Source organism: Mucilaginibacter daejeonensis (genome assembly GCF_020783335.1).
GTDB classification, from domain to species: domain Bacteria; phylum Bacteroidota; class Bacteroidia; order Sphingobacteriales; family Sphingobacteriaceae; genus Mucilaginibacter; species Mucilaginibacter daejeonensis.
In genome coordinates this window covers 2805037-2825135 of sequence record NZ_CP086068.1, presented here as the reverse complement: position 1 = coordinate 2825135, position 20099 = coordinate 2805037, and the positions used below count along the sequence as shown (strand labels likewise).

At 49.7% G+C, this 20099-nt stretch carries 9 protein-coding genes; 6 read left to right on the top strand and 3 right to left on the bottom strand.

Annotated features, from left to right (window positions below; all coding sequences use genetic code 11):
* Positions 1–163 precede the first annotated feature (163 nt).
* Positions 164–4192, top strand: a complete 4029-nt coding sequence (locus tag LLH06_RS11845) for a hybrid sensor histidine kinase/response regulator (protein ID WP_228169504.1) — start codon at positions 164–166, stop codon at positions 4190–4192.
* Between the two features lie 117 nt (positions 4193–4309).
* Here the strand turns inward: LLH06_RS11845 and LLH06_RS11840 are convergent, their stop codons facing one another.
* From LLH06_RS11840 to LLH06_RS11830, 3 genes are read right to left on the bottom strand one after another with little or no spacing between them, the layout of a single operon-like run.
* Positions 4310–5422 carry a glycoside hydrolase family 88/105 protein gene (locus tag LLH06_RS11840; protein ID WP_228169503.1) on the bottom strand — a complete coding sequence of 371 codons (1113 nt, stop codon included), beginning with the start codon at positions 5420–5422 and terminating at the stop codon, positions 4310–4312.
* A 30-nt stretch (positions 5423–5452) separates the two neighbouring features.
* Positions 5453–6307 carry a glycoside hydrolase family 16 protein gene (locus tag LLH06_RS11835; RefSeq protein ID WP_228169502.1) on the bottom strand — a complete coding sequence of 285 codons (855 nt, stop codon included), beginning with the start codon at positions 6305–6307 and terminating at the stop codon, positions 5453–5455.
* A complete protein-coding gene (locus tag LLH06_RS11830; RefSeq protein ID WP_228169501.1) occupies positions 6304–7470 on the bottom strand; it encodes a glycoside hydrolase family 43 protein in 1167 nt (388 codons plus the stop codon). The genes LLH06_RS11835 and LLH06_RS11830 overlap by 4 nt, the downstream gene beginning before the upstream one ends.
* Positions 7471–8127: 657 nt before the next feature.
* Between LLH06_RS11830 and LLH06_RS11825 the strand changes: the two genes are divergently transcribed.
* From LLH06_RS11825 to LLH06_RS11805, 5 genes are read left to right on the top strand one after another with little or no spacing between them, the layout of a single operon-like run.
* Complete coding sequence (locus tag LLH06_RS11825) at positions 8128–11325, top strand: SusC/RagA family TonB-linked outer membrane protein (RefSeq protein ID WP_228169500.1); 3198 nt, start codon at positions 8128–8130, stop codon at positions 11323–11325.
* Between the two features lie 18 nt (positions 11326–11343).
* Positions 11344–13020 (top strand): RagB/SusD family nutrient uptake outer membrane protein, encoded by a 1677-nt coding sequence (locus LLH06_RS11820; RefSeq protein ID WP_228169499.1) that lies wholly within the window; start codon positions 11344–11346, stop codon positions 13018–13020.
* 26 nt (positions 13021–13046) lie between these two features.
* Positions 13047–16097: a SusC/RagA family TonB-linked outer membrane protein gene (locus LLH06_RS11815; protein ID WP_228169498.1), complete on the top strand. Its 3051-nt coding sequence runs from the start codon at positions 13047–13049 to the stop codon at positions 16095–16097.
* Positions 16098–16116: 19 nt separating this feature from the next.
* Positions 16117–17772 (top strand): RagB/SusD family nutrient uptake outer membrane protein, encoded by a 1656-nt coding sequence (locus tag LLH06_RS11810; protein WP_228169497.1) that lies wholly within the window; start codon positions 16117–16119, stop codon positions 17770–17772.
* Between the two features lie 27 nt (positions 17773–17799).
* On the top strand, positions 17800–20073 hold the full coding sequence (locus LLH06_RS11805) for a glycoside hydrolase family 3 N-terminal domain-containing protein (protein ID WP_228169496.1): 2274 nt from the start codon (positions 17800–17802) through the stop codon (positions 20071–20073).
* Positions 20074–20099: the final 26 nt, after the last annotated feature.

The following is a 20099-nucleotide window of genomic DNA, read 5'->3' as shown; positions in this document are numbered from 1 at the left end:
ATAGACCTAAGTAAAGATGTTTTCCTGATGCCATACCGTTGCTCTCACAGTAACGGCATGTTGTATAATGCTGCACCTACCAATTATATTCTTTTGGGGTTTGCGTATGAGGCTATTTGATGTTTTAAGATGTGTGTGGTGGCTCGGCTTTTTTGCGGTATCAATGGTGGGCACAGCCAGTGCGCAGCAAAAGCCGGTGATCAGTTATCTGGGTATCGAGAATGGCCTGTCTAACAGTGCGGTACGAAGCATATATCAAGATCATAGTGGATTCATGTGGTTCGGCACTTACGATGGCCTGAACCGTTATGACGGCTACGAATTTAAAGTTTTCAGAAGCAGGAGCACCGACACCAACACCCTTGTACATAACTGGGTGAACTGCATAAGTGAGGATAAAAACTATCGTTTATGGATCGGTACCCAACAAGGACTTAGCCTTTACAATCCGGCTTCAGGAAGATTCAATACCATTAGATATAAAAGCGGCACCGGCACAGCGCCGGTTACTGGTAACATCAAAGACATCAAGACCGATCACACCGGCAACGTGTTCGTATCGGCCGAATACAAAGGGCTGGTCTTGTTTAACAAAAACGCTGCTAATGTTGGCCAACTGATCCAGCTACCCGCAGGTGCTCACTACAATATCTCGTCGTTGGCCATGAGCCCTTCTAACGAGCTATGGCTAATCATTGAAAATCGCGGTCTTTACAAGTTCAATAACACCACACAAAAGCTAACACTTGTTGATACCAATATCCATTCGGCGTACAGCATGTTGTTCGATGGCCCTACGCTTTGGATAGCCAATTCAATAGGCCTGAGCAGTTATAATACAGTTTCTAAAAAGATCGAAAGGACCTACACGGCCACGGTTGGGCAGCTCACCTCTCAGCGCTTTACCAGCATCATCAAGGGCGGTCAGGATGAGGTATGGGTATCTACCGATGGAGGTGGAGTGAACATCCTTAATACCCGTACGGGCAAGTTCAGTTATCTGACCAGTGGTAAAAGCTCGCATTGCCTTACCAGTAACGCTATTGCGGCCTTATACTGCGATAAGGAATCCCGGAAATGGATAGGTACGTTGCGTGGAGGGATCAATATCATTGATCCGCACATCGCCAACTTCAAGAATATCGCTTACGATCCCACGGTACCTAACAGCCTGGTCAACAACTTTGTACTATCGTTACTGGAAGAGTCGCCGCAAAAGATGTGGATCGGTACCGACGGAGGCGGATTGAGCATTTGGGACCGGTCATCTAACCACTTCAACAACTTCACACATCGCCAGGGAGACGAAAGCTCGCTGCCAGGAAATTTCATTACCAGCATTAAAAAAGATCTTCAAGGTAATATATGGCTTGCCTCGTATGACGGCGGGATCGGCCGGTACATTAGCGGAAGTGGTCGGTTTAAGAAATACTATGGTATCAATACGGTGAACAAGCGTTCATCATCCACGTTTTGGCTGCTTGAGATAGATAAGGCAGGGCGCATCTGGGCCGGATCCATACAGAACGGTATGTACCTGTTCGATCCCAAAACCGACCGTTTTGAGCTTTATGATGAAAATCTGACCAATCTGTTAGCGCTGAAAGCCGACCGTAGCGGCCAGTATTGGGGAGGCGATTGGTCTGACCTGATAAGGCTCGACCTGGATAATAAGAAATACCAACGTTATGATATCGGCAAGCCAGTACGTTCCATATTTGAGGACCGCTCAGGTAACTTATGGGTAGGTACCGAGGCTGGTCTGGTACAATTTGACCGCAAGAGCGAGCGGATAGTAAAACGTTATACCACCGATGATGGATTGGGTAATAATCACGTACTGAACATACAGGAGGACCGTTTAGGCAACCTGTGGATCAGTACATACAATGGGCTTTCATGCTTTAACCCTAATACCAAACGCTTCAACACTTACTCGCAGGCTGATGGTTTACCCACTAACGAGTTCAATTTTAATGCTTCTTTGGCACTGCGGTCAGGAGAGTTAGCGTTCGGCAGTATCAAAGGGTTATGCATCTTCCACCCAGAAAGTATCTCGCAAACTCGCTCAGATCCCAATATCGTGATGTCGGAATTGAAGGTCAATAACCAGCCCATCTCACGCTCGCCGCAGTACATTGCCAAACGGGACAAAAATGAGGTCACCGAACTCAAAGTACCTTATGATCAGGCGATATTCACCTTTGATTTTACGGCCATTGACTACCCTTATGCCGAACGAATAAACTATCGGTATAAAATGGAAGGGTGGGACAGAGGCTGGATCAACTCGGGCAACGTGCGAAGTGCGACCTATACCAATTTGGCGCCGGGTAGCTACACCTTTAGGGTAAATTGTACCGATCGCGACGGACGGTGGCTCAAGAAGGAAGTGTCTATCCGCCTGGAGGTCATGCCACCGTGGTATCTTACCTGGTGGGCGTACGTGGCCTATGTGCTGATCTTTGCATCGTTGGTGTACATCTTTATTTCGTATCGCATCAAGCAGACCCGTTTAAGGTATGAAGTGAAATTAGCTGTGGCCGATGCCAAAAAGCAAAAGATCATTCAGGAAAAGGAACGCGAGATCAACGAGAAACGGCTGGAGTTCTTTACCAGCATATCGCATGAGTTCCGTACGCCTATATCACTTATCATCAATCCTATACGTGATATGCTGAGGCTGAATACCGATGATAAGTCCTTGAACACGGTCTACCGTAATGCAAGGCGGCTGTTAAGCTTGGTAGATCAGCTATTACTGTTCCGTAAAGCCGATTCAGGGACCGTTCAGTTGACCGTATCTCCGGTCAATATTTACCGCCTGTGTAACGAGGTATACTTATGTTTTAAGCAACAGGCACGGTCGGCAGGTTTACAATATGAGTTTCAGGCACCAGAGGATGGTGAGCTGATGATCTACGCAGATAGCGAAAAGCTGGAGATCATCTTATTCAACCTTATTTCGAACGCCATCAAATTCACACCGCCGGCTGGAAGCGTGACCATCAGCATACAGGAGACCGATGAAGGCGTAGAGATAGCCGTTACGGACACCGGACGTGGCATACCGCAGCATGAGGGTGATCGTTTGTTTGAAAAGTATTACCAATTAAGGACCGACGGCAGGCCTATCAAAGCGGGTTTTGGTATCGGCTTGTACTTGGCGCGCCAGCTGACCGATCAGCATCAGGGCGGTTTGACCTACCAGAGCGAACTGGACAAAGGCACTACGTTCACGCTCTCTTTGGTGAAAGGGAAGGAGCACTTTGGCGAGGATGTGGTCATATCAGCACCTCATGCTGAAGCTGTTTTTATCAATGAGTTGGTAACGGAAGACCATGCCCTGATCGCCGAAATGCAGCCTGAGGAGGAGTTCAAGGCTGAGAATATCTTCACTGACCGTAAGGCGATACTGACCATTGATGATGATGCCGAGATCAGGAGCTATATCCGCTCCGTTTTCAGCCCTCAATACGTGGTCTATGAGGCCGCAAGCGGGGAAGAGGCCATGACCATGGTCAAAGATAAGCTTCCTGACCTGGTGCTGTGTGATGTGATGATGTCGGGCATGACGGGTATCGAATGGTGCGATTGGCTGCGCCAGGACGTGTCATTGAGCTATATACCAGTTATCCTGCTTACCGCAAGCTCATCGTCAGAGAACCGGCTCAAGGGGCTTGATTGTGGTGCCGACGATTACATCAGCAAACCGTTCGAAAAAGAGCTACTTCTGGCGCGTGTTGCTAATTTGCTCAATACCCGTAATAACCTGCGCAGCTATTTTTATAATGAAGTTACCCTGCGGTCTAACGATGTCGCTATTTCTGAAGAATACCGGGAATTTCTGCAAAAATGTATATCAATTGTAGAAAAACACATTACCGACGCTAACTTCAGTATCAAGGTGCTCGCATCTGAGATCGGCATGAGCCACTCCAACCTTTATCGCAAGGTAAAGTCGATGTCGGGGTACACGGTCAATGGCTTTATACGACTGATCAGGCTGCGTAAAGCTGCCGAGCTATTGATCGACACAGAATATAACATCAACGAGGTGGCCATTGAGACCGGCTTCAACAATGCCAAGTATTTCAGGATGCAGTTCGTCAAGTTGTTCAACATGACCCCGTCAGATTTTGCCAAACGCCACCGCAAGGTATTCAAGAAGAAGATCAAAGTGAACTTGTAATGGACAATGGCAGGCAGCATCGATGTCAACCACTTATCCGCCTTGTTGTGTAGCCAATAAAAAAGCCCCTTGTCCATTCCGGACAAGGAGCCTCACTGTGTAAGTTATAGGTTGGGTTTATTTCAAGATATTCTTATAGATCTCGCTTCCGCTGAGCAGGAAAGCGCCAACGCCGTATACTTCGGTGCTTGTGGCATCTACCTTGTCAGGGCTTGCGCCGATCGGTTGTACGTACCCTAACATGCCATCAGGCTGTACCGATGACCTGAGCGCCGCCCATGCCTTTTCAACTGCAGGCCAGTAGGTCCTTTTGTTCAGCAGGCCATGGTTAACACCCCAGGCCAGTGCATAGCAGTAAAAGCCGGTACCGCTCATTTCTTTGATGGGATAGCTTTCTGGGTCGAGTAGTGATGCGTGCCAGCTGCCATCGGGTTGCTGTAGTGATACTATACGGGAGGCCATGTCCTTATACAGAACTTCCAGTTTTTTGCGATCGGGGTGACGGGCAGGGGTACCTTCAAGCAGGCGAACCAGCCCGGCCATTACCCAGCCGTTACCTCTCGACCAAAATACCTTCTGACCGTTCTTTTCCTTTTTATTCAAGTAGGTCTCGTCGCGGAAATACAACCTCTCGGCAGGGTCGTACAAGAATTCAGTGGTCTTCCACCATAATTTGATGGCCGTATCAGTGTACTTTTGATCACCGGTGGCCAGGCTGAGGTAGCTCAAGGCGGGCGGGCCCATGAATAAGGCATCGCACCAGGCCCATTCGCGCATGGCGATATTGTTCTTCCAATTAAGGGGTTCAGTGTGAGGCTGAGCAACTATGCTATCGGCCAGGGCCCTGAAAGGAGCGATCATTTTGGGCTGTTTATAGCGCATGTATAACTGCGAGTAGATCTGCGCTACGCAATAATCATCAGCATAAAAGCGTTTACGCCCGGTGTTCCAGTTAATGTCCTCTACGATCTTGGTCAATGTTTTAAGGTATCTTTCGTTACCCGGGAGGTCGCCTAATGCGAATATGCCGGTGTAACATGCACCCAGCGTCCAATCGGCCTTGGGGTATTTGAAACCGTCGGTGTTCCACTTGTTGATCTGCCAGTCGGCGACCTGCTGCATGTCTTTCACCACCTGGGCCGCCCTGGCTTTCTTGGTGCCTTGCGCGAGCGCGTTCACGCTCGTGATGGTGAACATGGATATGACCAGTATCGTGTTAAAAGATCTCATGTTTAGTAGTTTATAAGTATTAATTTGCGGCTATTCGCCTTTTTTCTGATAAACGCGTACATAATCTATCTCGAAGCGTTTAGGAAATTTAGTTTTCGATGGGTCGCCGCCCTGTTGGCCGCCAATGGCGAGGTTCAGCAACATATAGTGCGGCTGTTTGAATGGATTAATGCCGGTGCCATCTTTGTTCACCAATTTGTCGGTCTCCACGCTTATCATCAGCATATCGTCCACATACAGAGCCACGGCCTTTTCACTCCAGTCCATACGCCAGATGTGGAACTGTGAGGCCCATCTCTCGCCGCCTAACGAGTCGATATTGCGTGTTCGGCTATACCATTCGTCCTTATATTCGGGTCCGAGGCATACCATATTGGCCAACACCTTTTTACGATAGTATTCCATGATATCGATCTCGCCGGTGGCCGGCCAGTGCCCTTTAACGCCCAAGGTCCACCAGGCCGGCCACATGCCGTTGCTGATATCGATCTTACCGCGCATCACAAAGCGTCCGTACTGCCATGATCGTTTTCCGCGCGTCCTTAAGCTCGATGAAGTGTAATTGGCCTCCTTTCGGTTCTTACGCCACTCGGTGTTGTTAGCCTCATACCTTGGGTTCGCTTTGGTCTCGCGGCGGGCCTCTATGATCAGCCGGCCATTCTCGCACCAGGCATTATCGGGTTGGTACCATTGCAGTTCCTCATTGCGCTCAAATCCGCGCTCGTAGCCCCAGTTGGTACTGTCGGGCATCCCATTACGATCAAATTCGTCGGCCCACACTAAGCGGTAACCGCCGGCGGTATCGGGCTTCACCGTTTGCGCTGACAGATATATCGGCGCAATAAGCGCTATCAGTGTCGTAAAAAGCTGTTGTTTCAGGGTCATTTGGTTTTTTGAGTGGCTTGCTTTTGATCAGGCTGCTCATCAAAATAGTTGAGGCTCCATTCGTCGCGCCAGCTGATCTCAATGTCATCGCCTTTAAACACAATGGGTAACCATAAATGACGACCGTCTATCGCATTCTTTGGCTCCCACTTGTCGGCCATGAAGATAAAAGCATTTTTCTTACCTGCAACGGGTAACACATGGGTACTTTGACCACCGAAGGTCTTTTGTGCGCCCGACCCTACACATGGATTGCCCTTATAGGTCCATGGCCCCCATATGGAAGTTGCTGTGAACCAGCGTGCAGGGTTAGGTGCCCAGCCTGTGCAGCCCGACCCGATCATATAATATTTACCGTTGCTTTTAAATATGGCCGGGGCCTCGGTCGACTGACCGATATAGACACGCACGAATTTGCCGGTATGGCTGGTGTAATCGTCGCTAAGCTCGGCAAGGTGCAAGGTGTTGTTCTCTTCTGATGAAAATACGTGATAGGCCTTGGCATCATCATCCACAAAAACGGTCATATCACGGGCCATTTGACCGCCCGGGAAGTCGCGCATAAAAATGCTATCACTTTTATTGGCCGGATGTTGAGCATTGATCTGTTCGGCAACAGGCGTGCCGGCTGGATAGTAGGGCATATGGCCCGGGTTAGGGCGGTAGCTACGTATAAATTTGAACGGGCCGGTCACCCGATCGGCAACGGCAACGCCAGTGCGGGCGGCATCATAGCCTTTACCTAAAAGCTCCAGGTGGAACCACATCACATATTTTTTGGTCCTGGCGTTGTACACCACTTTAGGACGCTCGAGGATACAGCCTTTAGCAATGTCGCTGGTCTTGTCATCAGATACTTTAAGGGCAATGCCCTCGTCTTTCCAATTATATAGGTCTTTTGAGGAATAGGCATGCACGCCCACATGAGCCACATTGCCAGCCTCACCACCGATCTTATGCTCGCCGAACCAGTAGTAGGTGCCGTTCTGATAAAGAACGCCGCCGCCGTGCGCATTGATGTGTACGCCGTTATTGTCGGGCCACACGGCTCCTGGTTTAAATTTTGAGACCTGCGCATGAGCATTCATCATGCCTCCGAGCGTAAGGCCGGCTGAGATAAATACCGAGAACAGGACTGATCTTTTCCTTCTTGTTAGGTTCATAAAACAGAAATATTTGAGAACCCGAATTTGTGACCATTCGCCCGAACGCATGGGGGGCAGATCCATCAGATAAGTGCTAAATTTTAAGCAAGAGGCAAAAAGATCTCGCTCCAAACCAGTAGATTAAATTTTAGCTACTCCCAATGTTTGGCTTTTAAAGTAGGCCTGCCTTAAGTTAGCGGCCTTTACGGTAGACGTTGAGGTAAAGCACCGAACTTTTCGTTCATGATGGCGAGCTAGGGATATACAGAGGCATATAACGTGATGGTTTTGATCATTTGACGAAAATGTACCCCCTAATTGATCGATCTGTGGGGCTACGGTTATGCATTTACTCGACAAATTTGCTTCACCAACCAATTATTCAAAACCAAACAGATACTAATTATGGTAGAAGATCTACAACAACCTTCTGCGGCCTTAACCTCACGTTCAGATCAGGCCTGCTGGCTTCATGTTCATGTCACCTGCATGAATGGGCCAATTGACAACAAGTGCACAATACTTCGTTGTTGACACCTACACGTTGATCCCTTTTTTGCGGCCAGTATTAGCCTATGCGTAGGCTGATCGCTCAGTGGATACACTGTGGCGCAATGCTGACCTGCGCTTGCGCAGCAGCTACTCTATTAACTAATTTAAACTTATGATAAAAAAATGTACTCACATCAATTCAAGAGCACGCGCCACTTATTGACCCGGCATGCAACGGCCATCACATCGGCTGTCGCGCTGCTGATCTGTGCCCACGGTCAGGCCGTGGCCAGCAGCCCGGCGCTGAGTAATGCTGCATCAGCGCATGCGGTATTCTTTCAGGCGGGCACCCCGATAAAAGGTACTGTGAAAGATGAAAGCGGGCAACCCATTGTTGGGGCAAGCGTCAAGATAAAAGGTACCACCAGCGGCACGCAGACAGATGGTACCGGACAATTCACCATCAACGCAACTAAAGGCACCGTACTGGTGATCACGAGCCTTGGCTTTGGTGATAAAGAAGTGGCCGTGGGTAACAACCAACAGCTCAGCATCACCCTTGCCTCCAAGCAGAACTCACTGACCGAGGTAGTGGTGAACGGTTACACCTCGCAGCGCCGTAGCGATGTTACTGCTGCCATTAGTACCATATCTGGCAAAGAGATATTAAAAGCTCCGGTGACCAACGTGACCCAGGCGCTGGCTGGCGCCGTACCGGGTCTGATCGTTCAGCAATCACAGGGTCGCCCGGGCTTTAATACTGCCAACTTGTATATCAGGGGCAGGGTATCGCCAACGGCAACTGCCCTTATCATTGTAGATGGCGTAGAGCGTACCACTTTTGGCGACATTGACCCGAACGAGATCGAGAACATCAACATCCTTAAAGATGCTGCGTCGACAGCTCTATACGGTTTAAAAGGTGCCAACGGCGTAGTGGTAGTGACCACCAAGCGCGGTAAAGAAGGACCTGCCCGGGTAACTTTTACCACCAACGTAGGTATCGTGAGCCCGACCGCTCGTCCTGAGATCTTACGTGCTTATGAGAGTGCGTTGGTGTATACTGAAGGCCAGATCAACGTAGGCGAAGCGCGCACTTTTAGTGATGCCGATCTGCAAAAGTTCAAGGACCGCAGTGGCAACCCATTGTTGTACCCTGATGTGGATTGGTACTCTGAACTGATCCGCGATAGCTGGACCCAGAACCAACAGAACCTGACCGTTTCAGGTGGTACTCAGAAAGTAAAGTACTTCACCTCGTTCGGCCACCAATTTGAGGATGGTAACTTCAAAAAGTTCAAAACGCCGTTGAACTACAGCACCACACCAAGTTACAACCGCTACAACTTCAGGGCAAGGGTAAGTTTCGACATCACCAGTTCCACCAACTTTGAGGTGAACCTTGCCGGCCGTAATGAGCACCGCTACAGCCCGGCCGGTATGAGCGAATCAAACGAGCCAAGCGGCGTGGTAGCCAATGGTATCGAGGGTTTGGTAGGCCGATCGTTAAAGATCGCCTCATGGGGATTACCCTTCTTCCCAGAGTATACTAACTCAAGCGACCCACGTATCATAGGGCTCGACAATACCTACAACCACATCGTGAACATGAATTTGCTGGGTACCAACAGCGTTAACCCGTACGCATATTTAACTTACGGTGGTTATGCGTTCACTGACGTTAACGTGTCTGAAAGTATATTCACCTTTAACCAAAAGTTAGACTTCGTGACCAAGGGGCTGGCCTTTAAAGCGCAGTTCGGTTATGATGCTACCTTTAACACAGGTAAACTTCAGCGCGGTAGCACTGGCTACTATGAATTGAACCGTAACACGCTGGCCTTAACGCCGTATTCAACCTCCTACAACGACTTTTTAGGAGCGCCGGCCTATACCCGTACCGGTTTCACCAAAACCAACCTGCAGTTATTCCTTAACTATAACCGTTCATTTGGCGAGCATATCGTTAGTGCCAACGTGATCGGGCAGCGCGAGTTACAAAGCTCGGTAAACGCTAGTGCTCCATTCGCTAACCAGGGTATCATATCGCAGGTCACCTACAATTACGCCAACAAATACTACTTCACTGCCAATGCCACCTACAACGGATCGGAGAACTACGCAGCAGGCTACCGTTATGGCTTTTTCCCCGCGGCGACTTTAGGTTACAACATCGCCAACGAAGATTTCATGAGGAAATTCGAGTGGTTGACCTTGCTTAAGGTGCGCGCCACTATTGGTAGAGTAGGTATCCCGAGTCCGGGTACCGGCCGTTTCTATTACCAGGACAACTTTGGCGCTGGTAGCTCAGTGCCGTTCGGTAACCCGAGCAGTGTATACAGCGCACCTACCTACACCCAAACGCAGTATGGTAACCCGATGGTCAGCTTCGAGATATCGCTTAAGCGTAACTTAGGTTTAGATGTTTCCCTGTTCAATGATAAGGTGAACTTCACTGCCGATGTGTTCGACGATCGCCGCTCTGACATATTGATCAGCCGTGGCAATACGAGCTTTGGTACATATGGCGCCACTGTTCCGAACACTAATTACGGTGTGAATAAGAACCGTGGTTATGAGCTATCGGCCACTTACCAGAACCGCGACCATAAACTTACCTATTCAATTACCGGAAACTTCATGTTCGCCCGCAACACCCAAAAGGTATTGGACGAAGCACCTGGACAACTTGCCAACCTGCGCAGCACCGGTTCACCTATCGGTACCTACTTTGGGTACCATGTATTAGGTTACTATGCAAACCAGGCCGATATTGACAACAGCCCGGTGAACAACGTGACGAGCGTTAAGTCGATCCCTGGCGATCTTAAGTATGCCGACCTTAACGGCGATGGCCAGATCACCAGTTTGGACAGAATGCCTATCGGCCATCCCAACGTACCTGAGTACAATGCAGGCTTGAATTTGCAGGCAGGTTACAAAGGCTTCCAGTTATCGGTGCAATTTAACGCGGTTGATAACGTGAGTTCGAACGTGATCTTTTATGGTGGCGGATTGAACCAGTACTACAAGCCAATGCTGGGCCGCTGGACACCGACCAACCCGAATCCAACGTGGCCTGCCATGCGTCCGGGATTGGCACCCAATCCTAACGAAACCTTGAACGATTACTTTTTGCAGGATGCTTCTTACATCAAGTTGCGTAACGTACAGCTGGCTTACAGCTTACCCAAAAAGATCGTGAATAAGCTGAAGCTAAGCAATTTGACGTTGATCCTGAGTGGTCAGAACCTGGTGACCTGGACCAAGTTCTACGGAGTTGATCCTGAGAACAACATCGTAGGGGGTACTTACAACTATGCCACCACCGTGATCCCGACCACCAAGATCGTCAATTTTGGACTGAACCTATCTTTCTAAGTTCTTAAATCACTGAACATGAAAATCTTAAAGCTATCACTGATCGCGATAACCATCATATCTGTCACCGCATGTAAAAAAGACTTTTTACAACGCGACGTAGGTATCCAAACCGATATTGAAAAGGTATTCCAAGATCCGCTGCTGGCATCACGCTATGCCGATAACAGCTACACCTTTAGTATAAATGATTACGGCCGTTTAAGCGGCTACAAAGGCATGACCTCGCAGTTCACCGACGAGTCCATCGCTAACAATGCTCAAACCGAGGTAGCGGTGATGAATCGTGGACTATTCTTAGATGGCGGCGCCTCTGACGTGAATACCATCTACACACAAATGTACCGTGGCATACGCAACGTGAACGTTACCCTGGAAAACATGGAGAAAACACCATGGACGGCCGAGTACAACGCCAGCTTCATCAAAGGTGAGCAGCTATACCTGCGTGCCTATTTCTACTCAGAACTGATCAAACGTTTTGGCGGCGTAGTATTGCTCACCAAAGCGCAAGACTTTACCGAAGCGGCCGATGATCTGCCACGTGCATCCTTTGAGGCCACACTTGACCAGATCCTGAATGATCTTGACCAGGCCATAGCCTTGTTGCCACAAACCAACGCCGACTGGCCTAACCCAGCTGCACAGGCCAACCGTGCAACAGGTGCTGCAGCCATGGCGCTTAAAGCTCGCGTATTGTTGTTCGCGGCCAGTCCGCTCAATAACTCGAGCAACGACCTGGGCAAGTGGAAAAAAGCGGCAGATGCTGCCCTGGCTATCATCAACCTGAACAAATTCGCGCTGGAGACCAGCTACGCTAACGTGCTACAAGTGTCATCATCAAAAGAGTACATCCGCATATGGCCACGCGGTGGACGTTCGTACATCGGTACTTACATCAGCGACTTTTTAGTGCCGATCAGCTACGGCGGTCAGCAATCCAATCTGTCACCTACACAGAACCACGTTGACCTTTATGAGATGAGCAACGGTAAGCCGATCACCGACCCTACATCGGGGTACAATCCGCAGGCACCTTACACCAACCGTGATCCCCGCTTTTATGTCAACATCCTTTACAATGGCGCCACATGGCAGGGTAGAGCAGTGCAAACCTGGCAAACTAATCCTAACTCCGCAGGTGTGATCACCTACGGTACCGATATAAGCACCGCTATCTCGATCACCAAGACCAGCTATTACCTGAAACGCCTATGGCCCGAAACATCACGCTCAGGTTCAACGGCCAGTGCGCTGCTCAACTTTGTTTACTACCGCTATGCCGAGGTGCTGATCAACTACGCGGAGGCACTGAACGAGGCCGAAGGCCCCGTACAGGCGGTATACAATTCGGTAGATGCCATCAGGCAGCGTGCGGGTATGCCTAAGCTACCGGCCGGCTTAACTCAAGCGCAAATGCGTGACCGCATCCGGAACGAGCGTGCCGTTGAATTTGCCTTTGAAGACATGCGTTGGTGGGACATCCTGCGCTGGAAAAAAGGCCCCGCTATAGTGGCTCAACCGATGAAAGGCATGAAAGTGATCAAGAACCCTGACAATTCTTTTACTTACAACGTCGTGGAGCTTCCTGCTTTTCAAAAGGTATTTGAGGACTATATGCATCTGTACCCTATCCCTCGTGCTGAAATGAACAAGACCTCTGGTGCATTGAAGCAAAACCCAGGCTGGAACTAATTGGTGACATTAAACAAAGAAACAACATGACAAAATATATAAAGTGTTTCGGTTCGTTCCTGACCTTTTCGGCAGTGCTGATCAGCGTAGGGGCACATGGCCAAACACTGAGCAGCAAGACCTACAGTGGTAAGGTCAATGACTCAAATGGTGCTGCACTCAACGCTGTGGAAGTAGCGGTGATGGGCACAACGTTGCGCACAAGCTCTGATAGGAGTGGCACATTCATGATCAAATGCATGGCCGACGACTCGCTTGTGTTCAAACGCGATGGTTATAAAGAACTGCACGTGGCGGCAAAAGATCGAACGCCGCTCAACATCGTGCTTACCGCTGTTAACAATACCGCTTACTATGATGAGATCATTGATATACCTTTCGGCAAGCGCACCCGCCGGGAGCTTAATTACGCGATTAGCGCTTTAAAGACCGATGATCTTCCAAAGATCCCGGTAAGTAACTTATCGAGTATGCTGGCCGGCCGTTTCAGTGGTCTTCTGGTTCAGCAAACCGGGAATCAACCCGGTACGGAGAATTTTAGCTTCCAGGTACGTGGCAAGTCATCTTATGCACAAGGCGCTAACCCTGTTTTACTGGTTGATGGTGTGGAGCGTGATTTTAGCGACATGGACCTTAATGAGATAGAAAGTGTGACCGTATTGAAAGATGCCGCCGCGTTGAACTGGTACGGCCTTATTGGCGGCAACGGCGTGATCTTGGTGAACACCCGCCATGGTAAAGCCAATCAAAACTATGTCAACTTTGATATTCAGGGCGGATTCCTGAGAACGGAGAACCTGGTGAGACCGTTAAATTCTTTTGATTACGCAACGCTTTACAACCAAGCGTTGACCAACGCCGGTCAGGCACCGGCTTATGACCAAACGGCGCTTAACGCCTACCGTAATGGTACTGATCAGTATCTGTACCCGAACAATAACTACATCGACCGGTTCCTGAACAGGACGGCACCTGTACAACGTTATGCGGTATCATTAGGAGGCGGAAGTGATAAGATCAGGTATTTTACTAACGTGAGCTATTATGATCAGAACGGTCTGTTCAAAGAGACCAACACCGATGATTACAACTCCAACACCAATTACAAGCGCTACAACTTCAGGGTGAACCTGGATTATGAAGTGACCAAGACCTTGAGCTTTTCCTTACTGGCGGGTGTACGCAGTGAGCGCCGGAATGACCCGATCGGTGGTGGCGGCGGCGGCACAGCGGCAGTGCTTAATAGCCTGTTCACATTGCCGCCAAATGCCTTCCCGATACAGAACCAGGACGGAACTTACGGCGGCACCTCGGTATACCAGGTGAACCCGCTCGGCCAATTGCAAAATAGTGGTGTGTATAAGGCGATCACCAACGTGCTGCAGGCCACCATATCTGCTAAACAAAAGCTCGACTTCCTGACACCGGGTCTGTCAGCAAATGTGTTCTTCTCGTATGATAACTATGGTAACTATACCAACGGTTTTACGCAGAACTATTCGGTAGTTAACCAAACTGTTACCCCGGCTCAAACATACCGTACCCCGGCCATACTGGCTTACCAATTCGCGGGTTTTGGTACCAGTACCAAGAACAACGAGATATGGGCTGGTTTTGATTATGACCGCCGAGTAGGTGATCACAAGGTCAACGCTTCTGTTAGGGCTCAGCAAGCCACCAGCGCCGCGGTAGACCGTATAGATTACAACGAGCGCTTGTTCGTTGCCCGTGCCGATTACGGTTACAAGAACCGCTATTTCCTGGGCTTTACCGGCAGCTACTCGGGTTCTGAGAACTACGCGCCCGGCCGCAGGTTCGGTTTCTTCCCGGCCGGAACGATCGGCTGGCTGGTGTCTGATGAGGACTTTTTCAAGAACAAGTCGCCACTTAGCTATTTGAAGCTGCGTGCCTCATACGGTCGCAGTGGCAACATCGGTCCAACTTATGATTCAAATGGGAACGTGGTGCGCCTACCTTACCGCGCATTGTTCACACGTGGTGCCGGTCCAATCTTAGGTTCGTCGTTCTCGAGCACTACCACTGCTTACGAGGTAAGCCCTACCGGTAACCCATTGACCACCTGGGAAAAGATTGACCGCCTGAACGTTGGTGCCGATCTTGGTCTCTTCAATAACTCACTGAACTTATCGGCCGACTATTTCAACGAGACCCGTACCGACATATTGGGCAGTGCCAACCTGCCAGGCATATTAGGTGTAGCGGTAAGTGCCGTTAACTCGGGCAAAGTGAACAGTAAGGGTGTTGATTTGAACGGTATCTATCAAAGGTCGTTCCATGAGGTCAAGGTGAGCATCAATGGTAACCTGACCTACGCTGCCAATAAATTGTTAGAGCAGTCATTACCGGGAGGAACCATCTCTTACCAGTCGCCTGTCGGTTATAACATTGGCAACGTGGCTTCATATAGCAACAAACGCTTTTACGTTTCTGATGGATTGTTCCAGTCGCAGGGTCAGATCAACGCAAGCCCTAAGCAATCGCTTTCCGGTTTAGTAGTTCCGGGCGATATCAAGTATAAGGATATCAATGGCGATAACATCATTGACAGCCGCGATGCCATCGCAACTAACTACACTGATATCCCTAATGTGTATTACGGTTTTGGCTTCAATATCAGCTATAAGCTATTTGATATCAGCACCCAGTTCCAGGGCGTATCAGGCCGTACGGTAGATATTAAGTCGGCGGTTTATGCGGGTCCTAACACGCTCAACCAGTTATCGCTTGATGCCTGGACCCCGGCTACCGCTGCCACTGCTAAATTTCCTCGCCTCGCACTTAGTGATAATGGTAACAACAATGCCGCTTCTGATCTTTGGCTGCGCTCGGGCAATTACTTGAAACTCCGTACCGTGGAGCTCGGTTTAACGTTGCCTAAAAGCTTCACCTATAAGTTGCACATGCAACGTGCCAGATTCTTTGTAGGCGGATATAACCTGCTTACTTTCTCCAAATTGAAGGAATTCGGTATCGACCCGGAAACTCCTACAGCTGGGAGGGCATCCAATTACCCTTATGTCAAAACGTATACACTGGGCCTTAACGTAAAATTTTGATCCATCAAGCTCATACATCATGAAGAAGCATTTACATCATATATACGGCGCTATCCTGCTGCTTATGGCGGTTTCGGGTTGCAGCAAGGACTTTTTCGAGCCATCATACACCGAAGGCCCGATCACCGAAGAATCCATTTGGATAACTGACCGCCGGGTGCGCGAGTACCTCAATCAAGGCTACAATTATTTGCTGGGTCGTTACAATTTGGATGGCGGTGCTATACTGGCTAGCGCAAGCGATGAGGCAGTGAACTCCAACTTAAGCAGTGTTATCAATATATTTAATAACGGCACCTGGGGGCCATTGCGCACATTCGACGATCAGTACACTAACTTATATACCGGATTGCGGGTAGCGAACGTGTTCTTACAAAGGTCACCTACCAGTACCATTTACCCGGTAAGTGATCTGACCGGGTTGCGTGGAGAAGCATTCTTTCTAAGGGCCATGTACCATTATGAACTGTTCAAAAGGTACGGACAGATCGTACTGGCCACCCGCCCGTTCGTGGTAGGTGAGGACCTGAATTTACCGCGCAACACGGTAGAGGAGGTGGTGCGCTCGATCACTACCGATTGTGATTCGGCTATTAACCAGATCGCGGCCGCCTCCACTCGTGATTGGGATGCTGCCAACTATGGCCGCGCTACCAAGGCAGCAGGTATGGCACTTAAAGCAAAGACACTGCTGATCTATGCCAGCCCGCTATACAACACCAGTAACGACGTTAACCGTTGGCAAAACGCTGCCAGTGCAGCTAAAGCGTTGATGGACCTTAACAAGCATGGGTTGTTAAGCGCTGCCGATTATCCTAACCTTTGGGATTACACCAACACGGCCACTTCTTACAATAAGGAGGTGATATTTGCTACCCCGGCAGGCTCGGTGAACACCATCGAGTCGAACAATGCCCCGATCGGTTTTACAGGTGGTTTGGGCCGTACCAACCCTACCCAGGATCTGGTGGATGCTTTTGAGATGACCAACGGCAAGCCTATCACAGACCCTACTTCAGGTTACAACCCGCAGGCGCCATACACTGGCCGTGACCCACGCTTGAACCAGTTCATCATCGTGAATGGGTCGACCTTTAAAACAGGCAGCCTGAGCCGCCCGGTCGAGACCTTTGAAGGTGGTTTGGACAACGTGCCTACTAACGTGAATAACACCAAGTCAGGTTATTACATGCGCAAGTTCCTGAGCAGTAATGCCACCTACAACGTGAACACGATCACCAACGTGCGCCGCCCTTGGGTATTATTTAGGTATGCCGAGATATTGCTGATGTACGCCGAGGCGCTTAACGAAGTATCAGGACCTACTCAACCGGTGTACGATGCCGTGAACGCGGTACGTGTTCGTGCGGGGATGCCTGTGCTGCCTGCTGGCTTGAGCCAGATCACCATGCGTGAACGCATCCGTAATGAGCGCCGTGTGGAATTTTGTTTTGAAGAGCAGCGATTCTTTGACGTGCGCCGCTGGAAACTGGGCGAGACCTATTTTAACGGCCCTATACGCGGCATGAAGATCACTAAGTCGGGTACCGCGCTCTCGTATTCACCATTTGTGATCGAGAACCGGGTGTTCACGGCAAAGAATTATCTGTACCCGATCCCACAGGCGGAGATAGATAAAGCCGATAAACTGACCCAAAATCCAGGATATAATTAATAGTCTATAATGTTCAATAAAAGATCCATGCCCCTGAAGCTTGTGGGCGCGCTTATTACCGTTGGTTTGGCCAGTTTGACCGCCTACGCACAAGACAAAGCCCCTAAGCTGGGAAAGAATACCGTTAAAGAAGTAGTTGCCGCCATGACCCTTGAAGAAAAGGTGTTAATGGTGATAGGGGGAGGGCGCGATGCAGCTCCCTCTGCCTTTGCCGATGGCTCAATGGTGGGCAGCACCAATTTCAGGATACCCGGAGCTGCCGGTGTGACCAATGCCATACCGCGTCTGGGCATCCCCGCTATAGTGTTGGCCGATGGGCCTGCAGGGGTGCGCATGGATGTGAAACGTAAGAATGATGAGCACCGGTACTTTGCTACCGCGTTCCCGTCGGGCACCACGCTGGCCTCCACCTGGAACCCCGAGTTGGTAGAACGTGTTGGAAGGGCATTTGGCAACGAGGTCAAAGAGTTCGGGGCCGATATTATACTTGCTCCTGGAGTCAATATCCACCGCAACCCGCTGGGCGGACGTAACTTTGAGTATTACTCTGAAGATCCCGTGCTCACCGGTGAGATAGCGGGCGGTATCATCAACGGGATACAATCGAATGGGGTAGGCACCTCCATCAAGCATTTTGTGGCTAATAACCAGGAATCTGACCGTGCCGGTGTAGATGTGCATATTGACGAGCGCACCCTGCGCGAGATATACCTTAAAGGTTTCGAGATCGCGATCAAGCGATCATCGCCGTGGACGGTCATGTCATCCTACAACTTAGTGAACGGGACCCATACTTCAGAAAGGCATGACCTGCTTACCACCTTGCTGCGCAATGAATGGAGTTTTAAGGGTTATGTGATGACCGATTGGGGTGGCAAGGCCAAGAATTGGACCGAGCAAATGAAAGCCGGCAATGACATGATCATGCCCGGCAATAATAAACAGATCCAGCGCATCATATCTGCCGTTAAAAATGACTCGCTTGAGGTAAAGGTGTTGAACACCAATGTCGAACGCATTTTGAACATCATTGTGCGTACGCCAAGCTTTGCCAACTATAAATTCAGTAATGCGCCTGATCTGAAAGCGCATGCCTTGGTATCCCGAGAGGCCGCCAGCGAAGGTCAGGTATTGCTTAAGAATGATGCACAGACCTTACCGTTGTCATCAAAGCAGGGTAAGGTGGCACTGTTCGGTAACATCAGCTATGCGCTTATAGCCGGTGGTATGGGTAGTGGCGATGTGAATAAGGCTTACACTGTATCGGTGGCCAAAGGTTTGACCAATGCTGGTTTTGAACTGGACAAAGAGCTATCAGGACCCTATGCACAGTATAATTCCAATTGGCGTAACTGGAGCAAAGAGTTCCCGGTAACTGACGAGCTGATCAATAAAAAGGCAGCTGAATGTGCGGTAGCGGTGCTGACCATTGGCCGCAACAGCGGCGAGACCAAGGACCGTGACCTTGATCATGATTACTACCTCAAACCAAGTGAACTTTCACTCATCGAGCGCACCGCCGAAGCGTTTCATCGCCAGCATAAAAAGCTGATCATCGTGCTTAATATTTGCGCACCTATCGATACCAAAGGCTTGAAAGACAAGGCTGACGCGATACTACTGGCCTGGCAGCCGGGTATGGAAGGTGGCGATGCCATTGCCGATGTGCTGAGCGGCAAAGTGAACCCATCAGGAAAATTGCCTGATACCTTTGCACAAAACTATAATGACCTTTCATCGGCCAGCAGCTTTCCGGGCACACCTGTTGATGAACCGACCGACGTATATTATAAGGAAGGCATATATGTGGGCTATCGCTACTTTGATACCTTTAAAAAAGAGCCGGCATATGAGTTCGGCTATGGTCTGTCGTACACCACATTCGGTTTCGGGCCGATCAAGGTCAATTCATCAACCATTAAAGATAAGGTGACCGCATCGCTAACCGTGACCAATACCGGCAAGGTGGCGGGTAAAGAGGTGGTGCAGTTATATATTTCGGCCCCTGCCAAAACCATGGACAAGCCCATGCAGGAACTTAAGGCCTTCGCCAAGACGAGGCTGTTAGAGCCCGGTGCGACACAGACCATTACGTTCGATATACCGGTATCATACCTTGCCTCGTTCGATAATGCGCAAAACGCCTGGGTAGCCGAAGCGGGCACTTACCAGCTGAAAGCCGGAAGCTCGTCAAGGCAGATCAAACAGACCATCAGCGTAACGCTGCCTAAAACAGTGATCACCCAAAAGGTCAACTCGATCTTGCACCCGCAGGCACCTGTCAATGTCATCAAGCCTTAAAACTTCCCTTATCTATCGAATAATAA

Bases quoted from the DNA above. Each gene is read 5' to 3' on its own strand.
- LLH06_RS11845 (WP_228169504.1), top strand. From the start codon at position 164: ATGGTGGGCACAGCCAGTGCGCAGCAAAAGCCGGTGATCAGTTATCTG.
- LLH06_RS11840 (WP_228169503.1), bottom strand. From the start codon at position 5,422: ATGAGATCTTTTAACACGATACTGGTCATATCCATGTTCACCATCACG.
- LLH06_RS11835 (WP_228169502.1), bottom strand. From the start codon at position 6,307: ATGACCCTGAAACAACAGCTTTTTACGACACTGATAGCGCTTATTGCG.
- LLH06_RS11830 (WP_228169501.1), bottom strand. From the start codon at position 7,470: ATGAACCTAACAAGAAGGAAAAGATCAGTCCTGTTCTCGGTATTTATC.
- LLH06_RS11825 (WP_228169500.1), top strand. From the start codon at position 8,128: ATGTACTCACATCAATTCAAGAGCACGCGCCACTTATTGACCCGGCAT.
- LLH06_RS11820 (WP_228169499.1), top strand. From the start codon at position 11,344: ATGAAAATCTTAAAGCTATCACTGATCGCGATAACCATCATATCTGTC.
- LLH06_RS11815 (WP_228169498.1), top strand. From the start codon at position 13,047: ATGACAAAATATATAAAGTGTTTCGGTTCGTTCCTGACCTTTTCGGCA.
- LLH06_RS11810 (WP_228169497.1), top strand. From the start codon at position 16,117: ATGAAGAAGCATTTACATCATATATACGGCGCTATCCTGCTGCTTATG.
- LLH06_RS11805 (WP_228169496.1), top strand. From the start codon at position 17,800: ATGCCCCTGAAGCTTGTGGGCGCGCTTATTACCGTTGGTTTGGCCAGT.